Consider the following 15,819-nt stretch of genomic DNA (forward strand, 5'->3'; position numbering starts at 1 on the left):
TGCACGACGAAGGGGACGCGATGACGAACCCGGCCGAGAGGCTGGTGGATCTGCTCGACCTGGAGCGGATCGAGCAGGACATCTTCCGCGGGCAGAGTCCGCAGGAGCGGTTGCAGCGGGTTTTCGGCGGCCAGGTCGCCGGGCAGGCGCTGGTCGCCGCGGGCCGCACCACCGACGGCGGGCGGCCGGTGCACTCGTTGCACGCGTACTTCCTGCGGCCGGGTCGGCCCGGCGTGCCCATCGTGTACCAGGTCGAACGGGTCCGTGACGGCCGTTCCTTCACCACCCGGCGGGTGGTGGCGATCCAACAGGGCCGGACGATCTTCAACCTGACCGCCTCCTTCCATCAGCCGGAACCGGGATTCGAGCACCAACTGCCGATGCCCGAGGTGCCCGAGCCCGACGACCTGCCGGGACTCGGCGAAGAGCTGCGTGCGCATCTGGACGTGCTCCCCGAGGCGCTGGAGCGGATGACCCGCCGCCAGCCCTTCGAGATCCGCTATGTGGAGCGGCTGCGCTGGACGCCCGAGGAGATCGAGGGCGCCGAGCCGCGCAGCGCGGTGTGGATGCGCGCGGTCGGGCAGCTCGGCGACGACCCGCTCGTGCACACCTGCGCTCTCACCTACGCCAGCGACATGATGCTGCTGGACGCCGTACGTGTGCCGATCGAACCGCTGTGGGGACCGCGGGGATTCGACATGGCGTCCCTCGACCACGCCATGTGGTTCCACCGGCCGTTCCGCGCCGACGAGTGGTTCCTGTACCAGCAGGAGTCACCTGTCGCGACGGGTGCCCGCGGTCTGGCGCGAGGGCAGATCTTCGACCGGCGGGGACGTCTGCTGGTCTCGGTGATGCAGGAAGGGCTGTTCCGCAAGATCGGCGGCTGACCCGCGTCCGCGCAGCAGTCCCAGCAGCCCGCGTCGCGGGCGCCTGCCCTCCCCCACCGGCCTGCCCGGCGGCCGGGCGGGGCCCCGCTTCCGGTGCGGCGCCGCGTGCCGGGCCCGCTCGGGCGCGGGCCTCCCTCCCGTGTGCGAACCGCCTGGCTCACTCGGCTCCGGCTCCGGCTCCGGCTCCGGCTCCGGAAGTCGTTCAGGCTGCCGCGGCACCCGCTCCACAGGCGGGAGCGCGAGCGGCGGACGGTCGGCTGGGGCGAACGCCGGGTGCGGTGCGGGCTGGTCGGTCCGGGCGCGGCCCATCGCGTCCGCGAGGGCGACCAGTGCCAGCGCGATCTCGTCCGGATGGTCGGCGGTCGTGAGGCTTCTCGTCAGCTCGGGGGAGGCGAGCGGTCCCGGGCGGCCCGGTGGCAGCGCCGCACGGATTCCGCGCAGCCGCGCCCGGTCGAAGGGGTCGGGCACGGCGTCGTCGGTCACCTCGGGACCGAGCAGCGCGGCCCAGACGGCGGCCTCGTCCCAGGCGTCATGGCAGTCCCGTACGAGCTGAGCGACCCGGCGGGACCGCCAGCCGAGGGCCCGCTGATCCTGCCCGGCGTCCAGCGCGTCACGCAGTCCCGCGGGCAGCCGCCCCTTCAGCATCGCGGGGCTCGCGGCGGCGAACTCCCTCAGCTCATGGCCGAGATACACCCACACCAGCGCCCGGTACCGGTTGACGTACCAGCGCACCGGGCGGATCAGCCCGAGCCTCGCCAGCCGTACGAGGCGGTCCCGGCTGATCCCGATCATCGCCGCGCCCTCGGTGCTGGTCACCAGTCGGAGCCGGTCGAGCAGCGCTTGTGGATGGCCTTCCGCGTCCCGCAGCCGGGTCACCTCGTCCACGGGCACCCGCCACTGGCCGCTGCCGCGCGAGACCGTGCGGATCTCGCCGAGTTGGAGCGCCAGCTCGAAGAGCGTGAAGTCCAGGCCCAGCTCCTCCCGCGCCCGGTTCAGCGTCAGCGTCTCCGGCGCCGCCCGCCCGCCTCCCGGCCCGCCGCCGGGCGTCCACGTCACCTGCCGCGTCTCGACGGTCGCCGTACCCGCGCTCGTCGCCGCCGTCGTCCCGGCCCTCGCTCCGGCCCTTGTCCCGGCCGCTCCGGCCCTCGCCCCGGAAGCCGCCGAGGCACCCGTCCCCGGCATCGAGGCGGGCACCGTCCCCGTCGTCGCCTTCGCGTTCTTATTCGGCGTTGTCGTCGCTGTCGTCGCTGTCGTCGTTGTCGTCGTGGTCTTGGCCGTCTTCGTCGTCTTCACTGTCGTCACTCCCCAGCAAACTTCGATCACTGACAGTGACGAATCTATCGCGTACGGACGACAGCCCGTTCGAAGCCTGTGGATAACTTCGGGACGCCCCGGCTCAGGAAGGTGCCGCGCCCGGTTGGCGGGGAGCCACGCCGAGGTGTTCGCCGACGCGGTGGACGAGCAGCGTCATCTCGTAGGCGACCTGGCCGACATCGGCCTCCATGCCGCTGAGTACGGACAGGCAACTGCCGTCGCCCGCCGCGGTGACGAAGAGGAAGCCGTCGTCGAATTCGACCATCGTCTGACGCACGCCGCCGACGGCGAACTGCCGCCCCGCGCCCTTGGCCAGGCTGTGGAAGCCCGAGGACACGGCGGCCAGGTGTTCCGCGGTCGGCCGGTCGAGATCGCCGCTGGCGCCCGTGACCAACCCGTCGTTGGAGAGCACGAGCGCGTGCTTCACGTGCGGCACCCGCTTCGTCAGGTCGTCGAGCAGCCACGCGAGCGGTTTGCCCACCGTCATTGCCTACCTCCCGTCTCCGCTGCGGTACGAGCCTGTCCTGCCGGGCCCGCTTCGGCAACCCCCTCTCGGGACGGGCGGCGCCCGACCGGAGCCGTGAAAGGAGGCGACCGGCGGAAATCAGCCGCCGCGTGGCGCGTACATGATGACACCCACTCCGACCAGGCAGATGACCGCTCCGACGATGTCGAATCGGTCGGGACGGTAGCCGTCGAGAGCCATCGCCCACAGGAGAGATCCGGCCACGAAGACCCCGCCGTAGGCCGCCAGGATCCGGCCGAAGTCGGCGTTGGGCTGGAGTGTGGCGACGAAGCCGTAGAGGCCGAGCGCGACGATTCCGGCCCCCGCCCAGCCGACGCCGCGGTGTTCGCGCACCGCCTGCCAGATCAACCAGGCACCGCCGATCTCCAGGACGGCGGCGAGCAAGAAGAGCCCGATGGAGCGGAACGTGATCATGCGACCATGATGCATGGCCAGTTTCGAGAGCGGGCGCCGCCAGGTCAGGGAGTTCTTCGCCGCGAAGGCCGTGGGATGGGAGAAGCGGTTCCCCGACGACACTCCCGTCTACGCGGCGGCGGTCGGCGAGTTGGGGCTGCGGCCGGGCGGCCGGGCACTGGACGCGGGTTGCGGTACTGCGCGGGCGCTGCCGCTGCTGCGGGCCGTCGTCGGTGCGGCGGGCACGGTGGTCGGTGTCGATCTGACCCCGGAGATGCTGCGGGAGGCCGTCGCCCTCGGCCGGGGCCGGGACGGAGCGCTGATCGAGGCGGCCGGCGAGGAGCTTCCGTTGCGGGACGCGGCTTTCGACGCCGTCTTCGCCGCCGGACTCGTGCACCATCTGCCGGACCCGGCGGCCGGACTGCGGGAATTGGCCCGGGTGACCAGGTCCGCCGGCCGATTGGCGCTCTTCCATCCGATCGGCCGCGCCGCCCTCGCCGCCCGCCGCGGCCACGAACTGCGCGCCGACGACGTACGCGCCGAGCCGCAACTGCGTCCTCTGCTGGCCGCGACCGGCTGGGAGCTGGCATCGCTGGACGACTCCGCGGAGCGGTACCTGGCGGTGGCCGTCCGACACGCCTGACCCTGCTCGGGGCTGCGGCGCGCACATCGGCGGCGTCCGGGACCGCGGCCAGCGCGTCGGCGTGCTCCGCCAGCGAGTAGCCGAAGTCCGCGGGGCGGTCGCTGACGCCGAAGCCGGGCAGGTCGACGACGAGCGTACGGCGGTTCATGAGCGCGGGATGCGCGGATATGTGCACGGTGTACGCGCCCGACGCCGCTCCCAGTCCGTGCACATGGACGCGGACCGGCCCGTCGCCCGCCTCCCTCGTCCACCGCACGTACGCACCCTGTGGTCCGCATTCCGTCTGTCGCACCGCTGGCTCACCATCGCCCGTGCCACCAGCCGCACCGAACTGGCCTGGCTGCGAACGACGTTGACCGCGCTCGACGCGAAGAGCTGACGGCGCGGCCGGGAACGGGCCGCCGCCGGGCGATCACCAGGTGCGGACCGTCGGGAAACCGGCCGTCCGGCGCCGTACCGCCCGAGCGGATTTCCGGCCATCGCGACCTCTCGACGCGGAGGTTACTCGCTGGTTAAGGTGCGCGGACGAGAGACGGCGAGCGAGGCGAGAGGGAACGACGGATGACCGCGGCCGAGAGCCCGGAGGACGACGACGCGCTGTTCGTGCTGACGGCCGCGATGCTGACGCCGGGGCAGTTCCCGGGCGTCCTGGGGGACGACTATCCGGCCGCTTGCGCCGAGTTGGGGCTCGAGCCGCTGGCCGACGGCTACGGCCTGGTCTTCGGGCAGGACGGCGGCGGGGCACGCTGGACCGTGGCGACGACGGACACCGCCACGGTGGCCTGCGCGCTGGCGGCCTGGGACTGCGGACTCGAGTACGACCTGGCGCCCGACGAGAACAGCCTGGCCGCCTCGCTGCCGGGCTGGCCGCTGCCGGTCGCCGTCGCCGTACCCGGCATCCCCGCCCCGCACGACCCGACGGACGGGGAGGGCGGGCGTGCCCCGCTCTCCCCACCCGACACCTCTGTCTGGGGTCCGCCGCAACGGCGCCTCGGGGCCGACGAGATCGCGGTCCGCTGGTTCGAGTGGCGCGACCAACTCGACGTACCGACGGAAGCGGCTCAGGAGGCGGCCGAGGACGCGGCGGCGGACGCGAGCAGGGATGCGGATACGGGTACGGACGCAGACACGGTCACCGACGCCGGAACAGCCGTCGGCACCGGGACGGAAGCCGAACCCCACAACCCGGCCGACCCGCCCTCCATCTCGCACACCGGCATCCGCCACGTCCTCGAAAGCGCGGAGGAGTACGTACGCAATCCGCCGCCACCCGGCCGCGTACGGGCCGCATATGGTGCGGTGCGCGCGGACGGACCCGGCTGGAGTCTGGTGGGCAGGACCGACGACATCGCCTTCGTGCTGTTGGACGACGCGCCCGGCGAGGTGTTGCCGGTCGGCCGCGGCGCCGCCCTGCCGCCGTTGCTGGAAGCCCTCAGCAAGCTGGCCGCGGCCCCGTCCTGACCGCGAAGCCGCGCGAAGAGCCGCGAACGCCCATCAGGACACGCGGGAACCCGCAAGGACGCGCAAGCTCTGCAAGGCACCCCAGGGGCCCGGAAGCGCAAACCGCCGCATATTGCTGCCGAAAACCACCGTCAGCCCGCTCTGACGTCCGCCGCCACCGCGTCCGCCGCCTTGCGCGCGGCGACCAGCACCGGGTCCCACACGGGCGAGAACGGCGGCGCGTAGCCGAGGTCCAGCGCGACCATGTCCTCGACCGTCATCCGCGCGGTGAGCGCGACGGCCCCGACGTCGACCCGCTTGGCGGCGCCTTCGCGGCCGACGATCTGGAGGCCGAGCAGCCGCCCTGTGCCGCGTTCCGCGAGCATCTTGACGGTCATCGGGTCGGCGTCCGGATAGTAGCCGGCCCTGCTGGTGGACTCGATGACGGCGGTCACGTAGCGGAGTCCGGCGCGGCGCGCTTGGGACTCCTTGAGGCCGGTGCGGGCGATCTCGACGTCGCAGACCTTGCTGACGGCGGTGCCGACGACCCCGGGAAAGGTGGCGTAGCCGCCGCCGATGTTGGTGCCGATGATGCGGCCGTGCTTGTTGGCGTGGGTGCCGAGGGCGATGTGCTGGAGGTCGCCGGAGACGAGGTTGAGGACTTCCACGCAGTCGCCGCCCGCCCAGACCCGCTCCTGGCCGCGTACCCGCATGGCCAGGTCGGTCAGCAGGCCGCCGTGCGCGCCCAGCGGCAGGCCCGCGTCGCGGGCGAGCGCGGTGCCGGGGCGTACGCCGATGCCCAGGATCACGATGTCGGCGGGGTATTCGGCGTCGTCGGTGGCGACCGCGCGGGCCCGGCCGTCGGCGCCGGTGAGCACCGCGCGGACGGCCGCGCCGGAGACGACACGGACGCCGAGTCCCTCCATCGCGTCGCGCACCAGGCGTCCCATGTCGGGGTCGAGGGTGCTCATCGGCTGCTCGGCGCGGTCGACGAGGGTCACGTCGAGGCCGTGCTTCAGCAGGGCCTCGGCCATCTCGACGCCGATGTAGCCGCCGCCGACCACCACGGCGCGGCGTACGCCGACCCCGTCGAGGCTGGCCAGGACGCGCTCGCCGTCGTCCAGGGTCTGCACGCCGTGCACGCCGGGCGCGTCGATGCCGGGGACGGGCGGCCGTACGGGTTCCGCGCCGGTGGCGACGACGAGGTGGTCGTAGCCGGTCCACTCCTCGCGGCCGTCGGCGTCCCGCGCCCGCACCCGGCCGGCGGCGAGGTCGATGTCGACCACCTCGGTGCCCATCCGCAGGTCGATGTCGCGCTCGCGGTGCTCCTCGGCGGTGCGCGCGACCAGCGCGTCGGGGCCGGCGGTGTCGCCGCCGATCCAGTACGGGATGCCGCAGGCGGAGTACGAGGTGTGCCGTCCGCGTTCGAACGCGACGATCTCCAGGTCGTCCGCCGCTCTGCGGCGGCGGGCCTGGGACGCGGCCGACATCCCGGCGGCGTCACCGCCGATGACCACCAGACGCTCCGTCATCTTCCGTGGGTCCCCTTCCGCTTACGGTCCGCCGGAGTCCGAGGCCGGGGTCCGGGTCCGGTCCGTACGGTTCTACGACCGGTCGGCCGGGTACGTCACCCGCCCGTCTCGGGAACCCTACGCGGCGGCGCGGCGGGACCCGGGAACGCAACCCCGTCAGACCTCTTTACGTCCATGACATGTCCCAGTAATCTCACGACCGTTCTCGCAGCAACTTGTTGCAGCAACTTGCGCAATTTATCCGGCCGTTCGTTCCGTGGCGCGCGGACGTACGGCTTCCTCCACCGGCCGCCCTCGCGGCCCCGTCCGAGGAGCACGACGTGACCGTCGCTTCGCGCCACAGATATCGACCAGGCCCGCTGACAGCCGTGGTGGCTGTCGTCTTGGGACTCCTGGCGACCCTGCTCCCCTCCCTGTCCACCGGTTCCGCGCACGCCGCCTCGGCGGCGGGCTCGAACACCGCAACCGTCTACTACTCCACCGCGACGACCAACTGGTCGTCGTACAACCTGCACTGGGCGCCCGACGGCGGGACCTGGACGACCGTGCCCGGCGTCGCCATGCAGAGCGCCTGCACCGGCTGGGTGAAGAAGACCGTCGACCTCGGCGCGGCCACCGGCTGGCAGGCGACCTTCAACAACGGCCAGGGCACCTGGGACAACAACGGCGGCAAGAACTACGCCCTGGGCACCGGCACCATCACCGTCAACAACGGCGCCATCGCCCACAGCGACCCGTGCGCGAGCGGCGGGGACCCGGGCGGCGGCGAGACGGGCAGCCCGTCCGGCACCTCGGCCACCGTCTTCTACTCCACCGCGACCGTCGGCTGGACCACCGTCAATCTGCACTACGCGCCGACCGGCGGCGCGTGGACGACCGTGCCGGGCATCGGCATGGAGGCGGCCTGCACCGGCTGGGTGAAGAAGACCGTCGACCTCGGCACGGCCGCGGGGCTCGCCGCCACCTTCAACAACGGCAACGGCACCTGGGACAACAACAACGGCGCCAACTACGCGCTGTCCAAGGGCGTCAGCACCGTCAAGGACACCAAGGTCACGGCCAACGCGGCCGATCCCTGCGCGGCCGTCGTCCCCGACACGACGCCGCCGACCGTCCCCGGCACGGTGAAGGCGACCGCGACCGACACCTCGATCGTGGTGACCTGGAATCCGTCGACCGACGACACCGGGGTCACGGGCTACCGGGTCACCAGGACCGGCGGCACCAAGGGCACGATCGTCACCAGTGTCGGCTCGACGGTCTTCTCCGAGTCCGGCCTGGAGGCGGACACCGCCTACACGTACACCGTCCAGGCGCTGGACGCGGCGGGCAACATCTCCGCCGCCTCCGCTCCGGCTCGGGCGACCACCGGCCACGCGCCGCCGCCCGCTACTCCGGGCACACCGATCGGCACCGACCCGCGCAAGGACCCGATCTACTTCGTGCTCACCGCGCGCTTCTACGACGGCGACACGAGCAACGACCGCGGCGGCAACCAGCACGTGGCGTCGGGGAACGCGGCCAACAACGACCCGATGTTCCGGGGTGACTTCAAGGGCCTGGTGCAGAAGCTCGACTACATCAAGGCGCTCGGTTTCTCGGCGATCTGGATCACGCCCGTGGTGCTCAACCGCAGCGACTACGACTACCACGGTTACCACGGCTGGGACTTCTACCGGGTCGACCCGCGCCTGGAATCGGCCGGGGCGTCGTATCAGGATCTGATCAACGCGGCTCACGCCAAGGGGATCAAGATCTACCAGGACGTGGTCTACAACCACAGTTCCCGGTGGGGCGCCAAGGGGCTGTTCGTGCCGACGGTCTACGGCGTCAGGGACTCGCAGTGGTCGTGGTACTACGACGAGAAGGAGCAGGGCTTCGAGTACGACGGTCTGACGATCGATCCCAAGACCGGCAAGTCGTACTACAACGGCGATCTGTGGTCCACGGCCGAGCCGTCCGGCAATACGTGCCTGAACTGGGGCAAGCCAACAGGGCAGAAGAGCCCCGAGGGCTACACGATCTACAACTGCCAGTGGCCGAACCCCACGTCGAAGATGTTCCCCGCGTCGCTCTACCACCAGTGCTGGATCGGCAACTGGGAGGGCGAGGACTCGCGTTCCTGCTGGCTCGCCGACGACCTCGCGGACTTCAACACCGAGAACGCGCAGGTGCAGAACTATCTGATCGGCGCGTACAACAAGTACATCGACATGGGGGTGGACGGCTTCCGCGTGGACACCGCCGTGCACATTCCGCGCGTCACCTGGAACCGGCGTTTCCTGCCCGCGATCCAGCAGCGCGAGGTCCAGGACTGGGGTCCCGACAAGGCGCGGAACTTCTTCGTCTTCGGTGAGGTCGGCGCTTTCGTCAACGACAAGTGGAACCGCGGATCGGTCAACCACTCGGCGCAGTTCTACACCTGGAAGGAGCGAAAGGAGTACAGCGCGGACGACGCCACCGCGTCGATCGAGCAGTACAACTACGAGGAGCAGCTCGGCACCGGAAACCAGCCGACGTCCGCGAACGCCTTCCTGGAAGGGAACGCGTATCACACCCCGGACCACAGCAAATTCTCCGGTATGAACATCATCGACATGCGCATGCACATGAATTTCGGTGACGCGCACAACGCCTTCAACAACGGCAAGGACTCGGACGACTCGACGAACGACGCCACGTACAACGTCGTCTATGTCGACAGCCACGACTACGGTCCCAACAAGTCGTCGGTGCGTTACACCGGCGGACAGGACGCGTGGGCCGAGAACATGGCGCTGATGTGGACCTTCCGCGGCATTCCGACGCTCTACTACGGGTCGGAGATCCAGTTCCAGGCCGGGAAGACGATCGACTGCGGGCCGAGCTGCCCGCTGGCGACGACGGGGCGCGCGTACTACGGCGACCATGTGGCGGGCACGGTGACGGCCTCGGAGTTCGGGAAGGTCGACAGTGCCTCGGGGGCGGTGGCCACCACTTTGGCGCAGCCTCTGGTCAAACACCTCCAACGGCTGAATCTGATCCGGCGCGCCATTCCGGCGTTGCAGATGGGCCAGTACAGCACCGAGGGGGTGAACGGCGGCGGCATGTCGTTCAAGCGCCGTTACACCGACACCGCGTCGGGCGTCGACAGCTTCGCGCTGGTGACGGTGACGGACGCGGCGTCCTTCAGCGGCGTCCCCAACGGCCGTTACGTGGACGCCGTCTCGGGTGACGTGCGGACCGTGACGGACGGGACGCTGGCCGTCGCGGCGCCCGGCAAGGGCGACATGCGGGTGTACGTGCTCGACCTGGGCGGCAAGAACGCGGCGCCCGGCAAGATCGGTACGGACGGCCCGTACCTGAAGTAGCCCGACCGGCCCGGCCGGCGGTGGAGGGTCTCTCCGCCGCCGGCCGGGTTCACGGGATCAGCCCCCGGCCCCCCGGCCGGGTTCACGGGACTAGCCCTCCGCCGCCAGCCGGGCCCTCGCCTCCATCAAGGCGAAGCCCAGCAGATTCAGCCCGCGCCAGGTGGCCGGGTCCGCGGCGCGCTCGTCGTCTGCGGCCAGTCCGATGCCCCAGACCCGGTCCATCGGGCTGGCCTCGACCAGGACGCGGCCCCCGGTGCCGAGCAGGTAGGCCAGCAGGTCGGGGTGCTGCCGGAATTTGTGGACATTGCCTTCGATGACCAGGCCGAAGCGCTCCGCTTCCCACACGGCCTGGTCGAAGCCGCGGACGGTGCGGCCGACGCTCTTGGCGGTCTTCGGGTGGCCCGCCGCGACAGCCCGCCGCTCGGCGTCGGGGTCGTCGAAGAGCCGGGCCTTGCCCGCCATCATCCAGTGCTCGGCGGTCGCGTAGGTGACGCCGTCGACGGTGAAGGGCGCGGGCCACCACTGGCTGAGGCAGCCGGCACCGACGCTTCCGTCGCGCTGCGGGCGGTGGCCCCAGAAGTACAGATACTTCAGCCGGTCCCCGGTGTGGTCGAGCAGGTCCTGGGTGGACCGGATGTCTGTCGCCATCGTCTGATCAGGCCCTCTCGTGCCGCGGCGACACGGGAACGGGACGTGTTCGCCCGGCTTCGGTGCCCTGGTCGCAGCGGCACACTATCGGGGGTCATACCAGGTCAGCGACCTATTTGCCGACGGCTCACGCGCCGCAGCCGACGCCGCTGCGAGGAGTCGAGGGAGAAGTAGGCGATCGCGGGCACGCCCACGATGACCAGGACGACAGCCCAGAAGGGGATCCAGATCCACAGGAACAGACCCAACGCCACGCCACCGATGACGATCTTCGCGCGATTCGACATTTCCCCGCCTCCGTTCACGGCGGCAAGCGCCGCGCCCTCACCGCTTCTACCCAGGAGAACGCGCCGCGGACAACCGTGGTTCCCCCCGCGTCCCGAGGGCCGTATCCCTGTAACCGTAACGCCGGGACGCGGGGGGAACCAGGCCGGGCGTCAGCCCAGCCGGGCGGCCGGGGCCACGGAGGGCGCCGGAGCGGCGGTCAGCGCGGCCTTGCCGCGGGGCGCCGCGCCCGCACGGGTCGACAGCGCGCCGGAACCGCCGACCAGCGGCAGCCTCAGCACGGAGTGCGACAGGTCGACGGTGACCTTGGGGGTCGTGTCGGGCGGCAGGATGAGGCCGCCGTCGGTGCCCGCGACGATCAGCGCGAGCCGGTGCCCCGCCGGTACGACGTGGTCGGTGGCCGCGAGCTGGACGGTCATCGTGTACGGCTTGCCCGGGGTGAGCGGCACGCCGTGGGAGAGCGACGCGTAGTGCCCGAGGTCGGCCCAGCCGCGGCTGAAGACCGTGTGGTCGACGGCCGTGGTGTCGGCGGCGGTGTCGAGGTAGCAGGCGCTGTCGCCCGCGGTGCTCTCCCCGTAGCAGGAGCGGGTGGCCAGGGTGGTGATGCCCTCGCCGTTGCCGAGGAAGTCACGGATGGTGGCCGGCCCGAGGTCGACCAGGACCGCCGACAGGTGCGCGCTGGTGGTGGACGAGGTGGCGGTCACGGTGAAGGTGCCGCCGCCGGACAGCCGCAGGTCCTTGGCGAGCGTCCCGGTGGTGAAGACGGTCTTGGCCGCGGTCGCGGTGTCGGCCGCCGCCGCCCAGTCCTCCTCCCACAGGTTCGGGTCGTCGGTGAACGACTCGGTGCTGCCGGGCCCGGCGTGCCGGGTGCCGAGCATGCCCAGGCCGTCGGTGGCCGTCGGGCTCAGGCTGAGCGAGGTGGTGCGGGTCGTGGCGGGCGGCCACACGCGGTCGGTGGTCCAGTGGTCGACGGTGCGCTCGATGTCGGCCATCGGCTGCCGCTGGATGCCGTTGTCGACGCCCAGCAGATAGTGGTCGAACCAGCGCTGGAGGGTGGGGACCCAGTCGGTGCGCCGGTAGTCGAAGGGGTCGACGTGGCCGGTCTGCGACAGCCACACCTTGCGCTCGACGCCGTGCGCGGCGAGCGCCTGCCACCACTGGCCGAAGTGCTTGGTGCGGACGTTGAGGTCCTGCATGCCCTGCACGGCGAAGACGCTGGCCCGTACCTTGCCCGCGTCCTTCACGTAGTCCCGCGCGGTCCAGAACGGCGTCCAGTCCCCGCTGCGCGGCGAGCCGTCGATGATCTTCTGCTGGGCGGCGGCGCAGTTGGCGTGCGCGCTGTCGCTCTCGACGTAGTCCGACAGCCACTCGGGGCCGTCCTGGAGCGCCGCGCCCTGGTGGAAGTAGTAGTCGTACCAGGAGGAGATGGAGCTGATCGGCACGATGGTCTTCAGGCCGCGCACCCCGGTGGCGGCGACGCCGTTGGCGATGGTGCCGTCCCAGCTCTTGCCGATCATGCCGACGTTGCCATTGGTCCAGCCCGCCGAGACCGCGTGGCCGCCGGAGCGGGCGCTGTAGCCGCGGGCGCGGCCGTTGAGCCAGTCGACGACGGCCTTCGCGGACCGCACGTCGGAGGGGCCGCCGACGTCCACGCAGCCGTCGGAGCGGTCGGTGCCCGCGAGGTCGACCAGGACGGTCGCGTAGCCGCGGGGCACGAAGTAGTTGTCGTAGAACAGCGGCGCCTGGACGATGTTCCCGTTGGCGTCATAGGTCTTGAGCTGGCTCTCGTTGCCGCGTCCGCAGCAGGAGTAGTACGGGCTCGCGTCCATGATCACGGGGACCTTGCGCCCGGCGGCGGCGGGCTCCGAGGGGCGGACGATGTCCACCGCGACCCGGTCGGTGCGGCCGTCGCCGTCACCGTCGAGACCGGTGTCCACCCAGACGGCCTCGCGGATCGCGTTGGCGTAGGAGTAGTCGGGTTGGCTGAGACCGTGCCGTACGGTTCCGCCTCCTGCGCCGCCGGGGGTACCGGCGTACGCGGAGGACGGAGCGGTGAGTACGGCGGCCAGGGCGGCGAGTACCGCCACCACCACGGATATCCACTGGAAGCGGGCAGCCCGCGTGAGGGAGAGCACGCCAGAGGCTAGCGCCTGACCAGGCCACGTCAACAGGGGGCGTACGCAAGGTCCTGGGACGGCTGAGGCGGCAGGGGGGTGTGCGGAGGTGCTGGCCCCGCCGCCTCAACGGTCGTACGTCCTCGGCTACTTGTTGCCGGTCAGGCCCGCCCTGCGCAGGGCGTCGGCCATCGCGCCGCCGGGCGCGGGCTGTTGACCGCCGCCGCGGCGTCCGCCGCCCTGGCCCTGGCCGCCGCCCTGGCCCTGCCTGCCCTGGCCGCCGCCTTGCCGGTTCTGGCCCTGGCCGCCCTGTCGGTTCTGGCCCTGGCCGCCGCCCTGCCGGGGCGGTCCGCTGCGGCGCTCGCCGCCGCCACCGGCCCCGCCGCCGCGCTGTTGGCGCCCGGCGCCCGGCTCGTCGTCCAGGCGCAGCGTCAGCGCGATCCGCTTGCGCGGCAGGTCGACGTCCAGCACCTTCACGCGGACGATGTCACCGGGCTTGACGACCTCGCGCGGGTCGGACACGAAGGTGTCGGAGAGCGCGGAGACATGGACCAGGCCGTCCTGGTGGACGCCGACGTCCACGAAGGCGCCGAAGGCGGCGACATTGGTGACGACGCCTTCGAGGATCATCCCCGGCCTGAGGTCCTTCATCTCCTCGACGCCGTCCTTGAAGGTGGCGGTCTTGAAGGCCGGACGCGGGTCGCGGCCCGGCTTCTCCAGCTCGGCGAGGATGTCGGTGACGGTCGGCAGACCGAAGGAGTCGTCCACGAAGTCCTGCGGGCGCAGCGTCCGCAGCACCGGGCCGTTGCCGATCAGCGACTTGATGTCGGTCTTCGCGGTGCCGCTGATCCGCCGCACCACCGGATACGACTCGGGGTGCACGCTGGAGGCGTCCAGCGGGTCGTCGCCGTCCACGATCCGCAGGAAGCCCGCGCACTGCTCGTACGCCTTAGGGCCGAGCCGCGCGACCCCCTTGAGGTCCTTGCGGGTACGGAAGGGGCCGTTGGCGTCGCGGTGGGCGACGATGTTGCCCGCCAGGCCCTCGGTGATGCCCGAGACGCGGCGCAGCAGCGGTACGGACGCGGTGTTGACGTCCACGCCGACGCCGTTGACGCAGTCCTCGACGACCGCGTCCAGGGAGCGGGAGAGCTTCAGCTCCGACAGGTCGTGCTGGTACTGGCCGACGCCGATCGAGCGCGGGTCGATCTTCACCAGTTCGGCGAGCGGGTCCTGGAGGCGGCGGGCGATGGAGACGGCGCCGCGCAGGGACACGTCGAGCTCGGGGAGTTCGGCGGAGGCGTAGGCCGAGGCGGAGTAGACCGAGGCGCCCGCCTCGGAGACGACGGCCTTGGTGAGCTTCAGATCGGGGTGCAGCTTGATCAGGTCGGCGGCGAGCTTGTCGGTCTCGCGGGAGGCCGTGCCGTTGCCGATGGCGATCAGGTCGACGCGGTGGGCCTTCGCGAGCCGGGCGAGGGTGGCCAGCGACTCGTCCCACTTGTTGCGCGGCACGTGCGGGTAGATCGTGTCGGTGGCGACCACCTTGCCGGTGTCGTCGACCACGGCGACCTTGACGCCCGTGCGCAGGCCGGGGTCCAGGCCCATGGTGGCGCGGGTGCCCGCGGGCGCGGCGAGCAGCAGGTCGCGGAGATTCGCGGCGAAGACCCGTACCGCCTCGTCCTCGGCCTCCTGGCGGAGCTGGACGCGCAGGTCGATCCCGAGGCGGACCAGGAAGCGGGTGCGCCAGGCCCAGCGCACGGTGTCGCCGAGCCATTTGTCGGCGGGGCGTCCGCGGTCGGCGATGTCGAAGTTCTGCGCGATCCGCCGCTCGAAGCTGGACGGTCCCTCGGTGGGCTCCTCCGGCTCCAGGGTGAGGTCGAGGATCTCCTCCTTCTCGCCGCGGAGTATGGCCAGCACGCGGTGCGAGGGGAGCTTGGTGAAGGGCTCGGCGAAGTCGAAGTAGTCGGAGAATTTGGCGCCCGGCTCCTCCTTGCCCTCGCGCACCTTCGCGACGAGCCTGCCGCGCGTCCACATCCGGGTGCGCAGCTCGCCGACCAGGTCGGCGTCCTCGGAGAAGCGCTCGGTGAGGATGGAGCGCGCGCCCTCGAGCGCCGCCGCCGGGTCCTCCACGCCCTTGTCGGAGGAGACGTACTTCGCGGCCTCGGCCTGCGGGTCGGTCTCCGGATCGGCCAGCAGCAGGTCGGCCAGCGGTTCCAGACCCGCCTCGCGGGCGATCTGGGCCTTGGTGCGGCGCTTGGGCTTGAAGGGCAGGTAGATGTCCTCCAGGCGCGCCTTGGAGTCGGCGGCCATGATCTGCGCCTTCAGCGCGTCGTCCAGCTTGCCCTGGGACTCGATGGACTCCAGGACGGCCGCGCGCCGTTCGTCCAGCTCGCGCAGGTAGCGCAACCGCTCCTCGAGAGCGCGCAGTTGCGCGTCGTCCAGGGTGCCGGTGGCTTCCTTGCGGTACCGCGCGATGAACGGCACGGTCGCTCCGCCGTCGAGCAGTTCGACGGCGGAGCGCACCTGCCCTTCGCGTACGCCCAGTTCCTCGGCGATCCTGCGCTCGACCGATCCGTTACCGCTGATGATCTCGCTCCTCGTGTGCTCGGCTGTTCACTAGCATGTTAGACGTCACCCGCCCGCGACCGGCCGCGGGCGGCGGGAACGATGCGCGGTTCCGGCTCGTTGTG

At 71.5% G+C, this 15,819-nt stretch carries 13 protein-coding genes; 5 read left to right on the plus strand and 8 right to left on the minus strand.

Features of this window, described 5'->3' with window-relative positions; genetic code table 11:
* Positions 1-20 precede the first annotated feature (20 nt).
* Complete coding sequence (locus tag ABZX65_RS29590) at positions 21-887, plus strand: acyl-CoA thioesterase II (RefSeq protein WP_355346636.1); 867 nt, start codon at positions 21-23, stop codon at positions 885-887.
* On the opposite strand, the gene ABZX65_RS29595 is transcribed toward ABZX65_RS29590, so the two are convergent.
* The 3 genes from ABZX65_RS29595 to ABZX65_RS29605 form a co-directional block, all read right to left on the minus strand.
* A complete protein-coding gene (locus ABZX65_RS29595; protein WP_355346639.1) occupies positions 774-2,180 on the minus strand; it encodes a DUF6397 family protein in 1,407 nt (468 codons plus the stop codon). The genes ABZX65_RS29590 and ABZX65_RS29595 overlap by 114 nt on opposite strands.
* Positions 2,181-2,283: 103 nt before the next feature.
* On the minus strand, positions 2,284-2,688 hold the full coding sequence (locus tag ABZX65_RS29600) for a roadblock/LC7 domain-containing protein (protein WP_188284368.1): 405 nt from the start codon (positions 2,686-2,688) through the stop codon (positions 2,284-2,286).
* Positions 2,689-2,805: 117 nt separating this feature from the next.
* On the minus strand, positions 2,806-3,141 hold the full coding sequence (locus tag ABZX65_RS29605; RefSeq protein WP_355346642.1) for a YnfA family protein: 336 nt from the start codon (positions 3,139-3,141) through the stop codon (positions 2,806-2,808).
* 13 nt (positions 3,142-3,154) lie between these two features.
* Between ABZX65_RS29605 and ABZX65_RS29610 the strand changes: the two genes are divergently transcribed.
* From ABZX65_RS29610 to ABZX65_RS29620, 3 genes are all read left to right on the plus strand, one after another.
* Entirely contained in the window at positions 3,155-3,763 is a 609-nt protein-coding gene (locus tag ABZX65_RS29610; RefSeq protein WP_355346645.1) for a class I SAM-dependent methyltransferase, read from the plus strand.
* Positions 3,764-3,920: 157 nt separating this feature from the next.
* Complete coding sequence (locus ABZX65_RS29615; protein ID WP_355346648.1) at positions 3,921-4,142, plus strand: hypothetical protein; 222 nt, start codon at positions 3,921-3,923, stop codon at positions 4,140-4,142.
* A 182-nt stretch (positions 4,143-4,324) separates the two neighbouring features.
* On the plus strand, positions 4,325-5,224 hold the full coding sequence (locus tag ABZX65_RS29620; RefSeq protein ID WP_355346651.1) for a hypothetical protein: 900 nt from the start codon (positions 4,325-4,327) through the stop codon (positions 5,222-5,224).
* A gap of 131 nt (positions 5,225-5,355) precedes the next feature.
* Here ABZX65_RS29620 and ABZX65_RS29625 read toward each other — a convergent pair whose 3' ends face one another.
* The gene (locus ABZX65_RS29625) at positions 5,356-6,735 is read right to left on the minus strand and encodes an FAD-dependent oxidoreductase (RefSeq protein ID WP_355346654.1); all 1,380 of its coding nucleotides are present in this window, start codon (positions 6,733-6,735) and stop codon (positions 5,356-5,358) included.
* Between the two features lie 401 nt (positions 6,736-7,136).
* Between ABZX65_RS29625 and ABZX65_RS29630 the strand changes: the two genes are divergently transcribed.
* The gene (locus ABZX65_RS29630; RefSeq protein WP_355346821.1) at positions 7,137-10,085 is read left to right on the plus strand and encodes a carbohydrate binding domain-containing protein; all 2,949 of its coding nucleotides are present in this window, start codon (positions 7,137-7,139) and stop codon (positions 10,083-10,085) included.
* A 90-nt stretch (positions 10,086-10,175) separates the two neighbouring features.
* Here ABZX65_RS29630 and ABZX65_RS29635 read toward each other — a convergent pair whose 3' ends face one another.
* The 4 genes from ABZX65_RS29635 to ABZX65_RS29650 all read right to left on the minus strand — a co-directional run bounded on the left by ABZX65_RS29635 (position 10,176) and on the right by ABZX65_RS29650 (position 15,715).
* Positions 10,176-10,733: an NADAR family protein gene (locus ABZX65_RS29635; protein WP_355346657.1), complete on the minus strand. Its 558-nt coding sequence runs from the start codon at positions 10,731-10,733 to the stop codon at positions 10,176-10,178.
* 104 nt (positions 10,734-10,837) lie between these two features.
* Positions 10,838-11,020: a hypothetical protein gene (locus tag ABZX65_RS29640; RefSeq protein ID WP_188284361.1), complete on the minus strand. Its 183-nt coding sequence runs from the start codon at positions 11,018-11,020 to the stop codon at positions 10,838-10,840.
* 150 nt (positions 11,021-11,170) lie between these two features.
* Positions 11,171-13,153 (minus strand): Xaa-Pro dipeptidyl-peptidase, encoded by a 1,983-nt coding sequence (locus ABZX65_RS29645; RefSeq protein WP_355346662.1) that lies wholly within the window; start codon positions 13,151-13,153, stop codon positions 11,171-11,173.
* A gap of 126 nt (positions 13,154-13,279) precedes the next feature.
* Positions 13,280-15,715 (minus strand): Tex family protein, encoded by a 2,436-nt coding sequence (locus ABZX65_RS29650; protein ID WP_355346823.1) that lies wholly within the window; start codon positions 15,713-15,715, stop codon positions 13,280-13,282.
* Positions 15,716-15,819: the final 104 nt, after the last annotated feature.

The organism is Streptomyces sp. NPDC003300, assembly GCF_040610915.1.
GTDB lineage: Bacteria > Actinomycetota > Actinomycetes > Streptomycetales > Streptomycetaceae > Actinacidiphila.